Genomic DNA, 6,151 nt, shown 5'->3' with positions numbered 1-6,151 from the left:
CGGCCGATCCACCAGATCACCGGCGAATCGGAGTTCAACGAGGTCTTCATCGAGGACGCTCGCCTTCCCGCCGAGAACCTGGTTGGCGAACTGAACGCCGGATGGTCGGTGCTACAGACCGCGCTCGGATACGAGCGACGGTTCATGGCAGACATTGCCCGCACCGCCAAGGACGCCAAGCGGCCGCAAGCCGAGAAGGCCCATCTCCTGGTCGATTTGGCGCGGGAAGCCGGCCGGCTGGAAGATCCCTACATTCGTCAGCAGATCGCTCGCGTCGACGCGTGGGCCACAGTCAACCGCTGGAACACCCAGCGATCTAAGGCTGCGGTCGATCGCGTCGAAGCCGCCACGCTGATGGCGCTCGGCAAGATCGCGATGTCACGGATCCTGCACGAGACGGCCCGCGTCGAAACCGAAATAGTCGGCGCGCACGCTATGTTGACGGGCCCGGACAACCCGGTCGGCGACGCGGTGACGTTCCGGACGTTGAACGCCTACTTCACCTCGATCGGCGGCGGCACCGATCAGATTCAACGCAACATCGTCGGCGAACGGGTGCTGGGCTTGCCGAAAGAGCCTGACCCGTACAAGAACACACCGTTTCGCGAGCTGCCGCACTGATCAGGTGACGCGCCTGGGTCGATGCTTGAACTTTGCCTGATTCGCGCCCATCCTGACAGCGTGACCCCTCCCGAAATCCCCTTTCGTGGGATCCTTGACCCGGTGGCACGCAAGCTCCGCCTCCCGTTCCGGACGCCGGACTTCATCGACAGGATCATCCAGGGCGGGGTGAACCAGGCGGGTCGGCGAACGCTGCAGACGCTGATCACCACCTGGGATGCCACCGGTGGGGGCCCATTCGCTGCCGGCGCGATCGCCACGGCCGGGCTGGCCAAAACGGTCGACGTCGCCCAGGGCCTGTTCATCGGTCCGATCTTCGACCCACTACTCAAGGCGCTCGGCGCCGACCAGATCACGTTTCGCGCCGCGCTGTGTTCGTCGCAAGTTGTCGGGGTGGGCATCATGCGCTACGTGGTGCGCGTCGAGCCGATTCAGTCCATGGACGTCGACACTCTGGTCGACGCGGTCGCACCGACGTTGCAGCGCTATCTCGTCGGCGAAATCTCTTGACTTACCTCGCCGCGTAGACCATTTGCCCACCGACGACGGTTGCGGCCACCATCTCTGCGTCCAATTCGGCGAGCGCGGCCTCGGGCGGCACGCTCAGCACGCACAGGTCCGCCGGCTGGCCGGGTTCGAGGGTTCGCAGTTGGGTGGGATGATCGGGCCGGCCCAGGAACATCGCCAAAGCCGTTCGCGCAGAGACGCGTTCGTCAATGCCCAGGACAGCTCCGCCGGGCGTGCGGCGGTGCACCGCGGCCCGGATCGCCGCCCACGGGTCACCGTTACCGAAGGGCATATCGGTGGACAGTGCCACCGCGATGCCCGCGTCAAGCAGCGAGGCGACCCGCCATAGTTGACCGTGTTCGGCGGCCGGGATCTCATCGAGATACTGATCACCCCGCTCGGCAACGAAATTGGGTTGGGTCACCACGGTCACGCCGAGATGGGCCAGATCGGCGAGACAATCCGACGGAACCACAGCGGCATGCTCGATACGATCGCCCGGCCTGGAGCCGGCCTCGCGCAGCGCAGCGATGGTGACCACCAATTGCGCGGCGGTGACGCAGTGGATGGCCACCGGATGGACGTCGCGGTGCCGGTCGGCGATCCAGCCGACCAGCTCCCCGAGGTCCAGGGCGTCGTCATGCAGGATCCGTTTACCCGGGGCCAGGCAATGCACGCGCTGACGAAGTTCACCGTGCCGGTGCAGCTCCGACAATCGCATTATGTCGGCAATAGCGAGATCCGGTGTGGCATCTGTGATTCCGGTGATACCGTGGCTGCTGAGCCAGCCGCCGAGCCCGGTCAGGCTGGTCTCGCTGCGGCCCAGGGCCTGTGCCCACGGTTCGCTGCTGCGCAGCCGGCCGTCCGGATGCTCGGCCAGACCGACACGCTCCAGACCTGCCGAGTTGAGGATCCACAACACGCCGCTGCGATGCTGAACGCGCACTGGCGCCGCCGCAGCCACGTCGTCCAGCACGCCGCGGTCCAGCGGTCCGGCAACCGATTCGTGGTAGCCCACGGCGCGGATCCAGCCGTCTTCGCCGGCTTCGGCGTTCGCCAGTGCGGCGGCCAGTCCGTCGCGGTCGCGGACCTGCGGCGGGCCCACCCTGAGCGACGTCGCCGCGGCGGCCGCGGAAAACACGTGCACATGGTGGTCATGCAGACCGGGCAGCACCGTCCCACCCGCTGCGTCCAGCACGTCCTCGCCCGGCCGTGGCGGCAACGTATCGGCGACCTCGTCGATCGATTCCCCCACCCGGAGGTCGACGGCGGCACCATCGATCGTCACCGCGTGCTGAATCAGCATGGTGTGCCGAGTCTTTCGGAAACGAGCAATTCGACTGCGGCGTTGTCGGCTCCCAGCGGCGACGCCGGCGAAGCAGCCGGCGGCAGCGTAGGAGACTCGGCCGGCGCGTCGGAATCCGGCGACGGCGGCAGGGCCGCGTATCGGGCCGCCACCTGAGCCATCGACACCTCGATCACCTCGCCGCCACCGCGGCGCAGCGACTCCCCCACCGCGCGCGCCGCCTCCAGGCCGGTCAGCGGGTCCGCGATCGCGTCACCGCAGAACACCGGCCCGTCAGCGCCACGTCCGACCAGTCCGCCCGCAACCGCCGCGTCATCCCCGAACGCGAGTCGGTCGGGCTGATCACGATAGCCTCTGATACGCAACCAGATTCGGCCCTGATGCCCGGGTACGTCCTGAGCACTTAGCCTGCGACGTCGCAGCGCCGCGGGCCGTGAACCTTCGATCACGATGTCAGCAACATGTAGCAGTCGACGCAACGCACCCACGTCGCTGTCGAAATTCACGCAATACGAGAGCTTTCCGGCGTTCATCCAATCGAAGAAGGCCGGTTCGCCGCGTCGGGTGCCATCCGGTCGGCTGGGGCTTTCCACCTTGACGACGACAGCGCCCGCACGAACGAGCAGCTGACCGCACAGCGGCCCGGCCCACAACGACGACAAATCCGCCACCAGTAGCCCGTCGGCCGGTCGCGGCCCGGCTCTGGTGCCGAAGCGTCGCACGGTGGGTGGCTCCGCTACGGCTTCGCCCAACGCCGCGACCGCGATGTCAAGAAGGCGGGCGCGGTCTACCACAGCGTCGGTCGACTGCGTTGCTGTCCAACGGGATAGCACTGTCCATGGATTGCCGGTGAGCGCGTCGACCTCCAGCAACGCCGGTAGCGCCGCGATGTCGTCGTCGCGTGGCAATGCGATGGCGCACCAGCCGTCAACGGTGCGTAGCAGTCGGGTGGCGCCACCGGCCGAGATACGGCCCCCGCGGGTCAGCCCGAGGATCGCGGCGCGGCCCGCCAGAATCGTGGCGACGTCGGTCTCGACGCCGAGAAGCCCGAGGATATCGGCGGCTGCCCGGCGGGCTTCGGTCAGCACAGCCGCGCGCGAGAAGTCGGGCGGCCCGTCAGGCGAGCCGGTCAAATAGGCCAGCCCGCTGCCGGCCCAGTCTGAAGCCGCGTCCACGACCATTATTGTGCGCGCCGCCGGTCAGCGTCCTAGAACTGCAGCTTGCAAGCCGATATCGCCGCGATCCTCAAACCTCGCTGCGTCAAGGAGATCCTCACCGTCGCCCTGACCCGCCAGACCCCCGCCACGCCGCGGCCGACCTTCCGCACCGACAGCCCTGCGCGAAAGTAACTGGAATACAGGAAGATCAGAACGGTCTCTTAGATGCCGGCTAGTTCGCGCAGTAGCTCACCTGCGGACATGTGTAGGCCGGACGTATCACTCATCTCTACGATCGTCATGTCGGTGAGCATGTGACGGGCGTGGGGTCGGCCTTTGCCGCCGTCGTAGTACGGCATCACGGGCGAGCCGTGTTCTGTCGCGGGCGAGCCGTGTTTGTAAGACAAGCCGCTCAATTGCAAAGGGGGGACTCCCATAGCCCGCCGCTAGCCCTGGCTCGCGGGACGGCGCCACTGCAGCATCTCCAATGCCATCGCGACATTCAGGCTTGCCTGCTCCAAGGGTCGCGGTAGCAGCTCATTGGCGCGCGAAAGCTTGCGCAACAATGTATTTCGATGCGTAAATAGAAGCGCGGCCGCTCGCGAAGCGTTGCACTGCGACTGTACAAATGTAAGAACGGCCCGCTGCAGATCCTCGTCGGCCGACTCGAAATCCCCGAGAGTGTGCTTCACGAACAGGTCGGCCTGCGTGGGATCGCCGGTGATCAATGCGACGAGTTCGACGTCGGCGAATTTCACGACTCGCCGGGCGGCGCCGAGCCGGGCCATCGTGCGCTGGGTGGTCAAGGCGTCCAAATGACTGCGCCGGAAGCCATCCATGCCGGTTGCCGTCGAGCCCAATGCAATACGCACGTCCCGCAATTGGCCGAGCGCCGCCTCGATGTTGGCCAGTTCCGAATTTTCCGGACCGTCGCCGCCCGGTAGCCAAACCCATCGGGTGCCAGACCCGGCGGAGACCGAGAACGCGCGGCGTCCACCCGCGATCTTGACTAGTATTTCCACCGCATAGTCCAGATCGAATGAGTTCGCGTTGGCTTCGTCCGCGGCCCAGATCACGGCCGCGGTGTGCGGCTGTCCGAACTGGTAGCCCAAGCTGCTTTCGGCCTGCCGTTCGGTGATCGACGCCCCGTCGATGATCATTGCCACCACAGCGCGGCGTTGAGCTTGGGTACCGCTGGTCAGCTCGTCGCGCTCAAGCTCGACTCGGTGGCAGATCCCGGCGATCGTGGCGTCGATGAACGACGTGATGGAATGCGCTGAGAAATCCAGTAATTCATGCAGGTCGTCGGCATCAGACGTTAACGCGAACGCGATGCTCATCCACGCCCGCCAGGCTACGTTCTGCCCGATCCGGTACAGGTCCACCACCGCCGCGGCGTCGGCGCCATGATGAATGAGAGCCCGGACGACGGCGAGCGACTCGGCACCGAGGTTGGCCGGCACCGGTTCGCCGGGATGGCTGATGTTGGCCGCCAGCCAGTGCAGCTGATTCGACCGGTTGCACTGGCGGACAGCCTCGACCAGAACCGGATCCTTCGCAATGGCCCGCATGTATTCCGACCCGAGCGTGGCCTCGTGCATCGCGTCGAGCACTTGCTGGGAATCTCTGATGGCGATCTCGGCGGCGACCCGAATCAACTCACATACCGGCTTAGAAGGCTGAGTCAAGCGCACCGGCGAAGCGTATTGCACAGAGGTGCACTATGCACTACGAAATCCCGTCTTTGGTGCGATATGGTCTTGAACCTTCGCCGCCCGCCTGGCAATGATTGAGCCACCTTGGTCTCATGCTCTTCTTAGTATCCATTCACCTAATCGATACCTTGCCGCGGGAGGTCGTCATGCCGAAATATCACTTTGCCGTGCGCGTATTCCGCGATCCAACGGAGTTGTTCGGTGGCCACGAAGTCGTAGTGGGCACCGAACAGCAGTGGAGGCACTACGCCGTTTTTAGCGAATTCTCAGTGTGTTGTCCATGTCATGGAAGTAGGTAGGAACGCAGATGGCTGGTAGTTCACGTAGGCGGCAGCGGAGGGCGTGCAAGAGGGATCGGAGCAGCGCAGGTAGCACCGTGATGCGTGGTCTCGGCATGGGTGCGGCACCGGTGGCGGTGGCCGCTGCGGTGCTGATCCCGGTAGCCGGACCACCCGCCGCGCACGCCGACATCCTGGATTGGGTCGATCCCCTGATTTCACCGCTGATGAGTGTGTCCGACGTGGGCACTGCGGCCGCCGACACCGGCGGTGCCGCCCTGGACGCGGCGGCCCTGACCGATCCGTCCTCGGGGTTGGACTCCGTGCTCACCGGCGTGGTCAATTCGATCGACATCACGATCACCGGCATGGTCCAGACCTACCTCGACAGCCCGGCCGGCGAGTTGTTGGACCCAATCCTCAACGCGCCTTCGGTATTCCTGTTCGGCCGAGACCTCATCGGTAACGGAGTCGACGGTTTCACCGGCACCAACGACTCCCTGCTGGGCAGCTCGGGCACGTTCGGCAACCTCGGCGACGGCGGATTCCTGTTCGGCGACGGCGGCA

The 6,151-nt window shown here is 65.6% G+C and carries 7 protein-coding genes and 1 pseudogene; 4 read left to right on the top strand and 4 right to left on the bottom strand.

Annotated elements, in window-relative coordinates; all coding sequences use genetic code 11:
* Together AC2VOG_RS15205 and AC2VOG_RS15200 are read left to right on the top strand one after the other, a co-directional pair.
* On the top strand, positions 1 to 621 hold a 621-nt coding region (locus AC2VOG_RS15205; RefSeq protein ID WP_486940712.1), incomplete at its 5' end, for an acyl-CoA dehydrogenase family protein.
* 21 nt (positions 622 to 642) lie between these two features.
* Positions 643 to 1,131, top strand: coding sequence for a TetR/AcrR family transcriptional regulator (locus tag AC2VOG_RS15200; protein ID WP_486940711.1), 489 nt, complete (start codon positions 643 to 645; stop codon positions 1,129 to 1,131).
* A 1-nt stretch (position 1,132) separates the two neighbouring features.
* On the opposite strand, the gene AC2VOG_RS15195 is transcribed toward AC2VOG_RS15200, so the two are convergent.
* Positions 1,133 to 2,434 carry an amidohydrolase family protein gene (locus AC2VOG_RS15195; protein WP_486940710.1) on the bottom strand — a complete coding sequence of 434 codons (1,302 nt, stop codon included), beginning with the start codon at positions 2,432 to 2,434 and terminating at the stop codon, positions 1,133 to 1,135.
* Positions 2,428 to 3,615: a CoA transferase gene (locus AC2VOG_RS15190; RefSeq protein ID WP_486940709.1), complete on the bottom strand. Its 1,188-nt coding sequence runs from the start codon at positions 3,613 to 3,615 to the stop codon at positions 2,428 to 2,430. Before AC2VOG_RS15190 ends, AC2VOG_RS15195 begins: the two co-directional genes overlap by 7 nt.
* Positions 3,616 to 3,654: 39 nt before the next feature.
* Between AC2VOG_RS15190 and AC2VOG_RS15185 the strand changes: the two genes are divergently transcribed.
* A complete protein-coding gene (locus tag AC2VOG_RS15185; protein WP_486940708.1) occupies positions 3,655 to 3,783 on the top strand; it encodes a hypothetical protein in 129 nt (42 codons plus the stop codon).
* Between the two features lie 254 nt (positions 3,784 to 4,037).
* Here the strand turns inward: AC2VOG_RS15185 and AC2VOG_RS15180 are convergent, their stop codons facing one another.
* On the bottom strand, positions 4,038 to 5,285 hold the full coding sequence (locus AC2VOG_RS15180) for a helix-turn-helix domain-containing protein (RefSeq protein WP_486940707.1): 1,248 nt from the start codon (positions 5,283 to 5,285) through the stop codon (positions 4,038 to 4,040).
* 137 nt (positions 5,286 to 5,422) lie between these two features.
* Positions 5,423 to 5,551, bottom strand: a complete 129-nt coding sequence (locus tag AC2VOG_RS15175) for a hypothetical protein (RefSeq protein WP_486940706.1) — start codon at positions 5,549 to 5,551, stop codon at positions 5,423 to 5,425.
* 134 nt (positions 5,552 to 5,685) lie between these two features.
* Here AC2VOG_RS15175 and AC2VOG_RS15170 point away from each other — a divergent pair.
* Positions 5,686 to 6,151: pseudogene (locus tag AC2VOG_RS15170) on the top strand (hypothetical protein); the annotation flags it as partial.

This window comes from Mycobacterium sp. TH-M11 (assembly GCF_057473725.1).
This window is presented reverse-complemented; position numbering and strand designations above follow the sequence as displayed.

Excerpts from the sequence above, each read along its gene's own strand:
- AC2VOG_RS15190 (WP_486940709.1), bottom strand. The coding sequence starts at position 3,615 with ATGGTCGTGGACGCGGCTTCAGACTGGGCCGGCAGCGGGCTGGCCTAT.
- AC2VOG_RS15200 (WP_486940711.1), top strand. The coding sequence starts at position 643 with ATGCTTGAACTTTGCCTGATTCGCGCCCATCCTGACAGCGTGACCCCT.
- AC2VOG_RS15195 (WP_486940710.1), bottom strand. The coding sequence starts at position 2,434 with ATGCTGATTCAGCACGCGGTGACGATCGATGGTGCCGCCGTCGACCTC.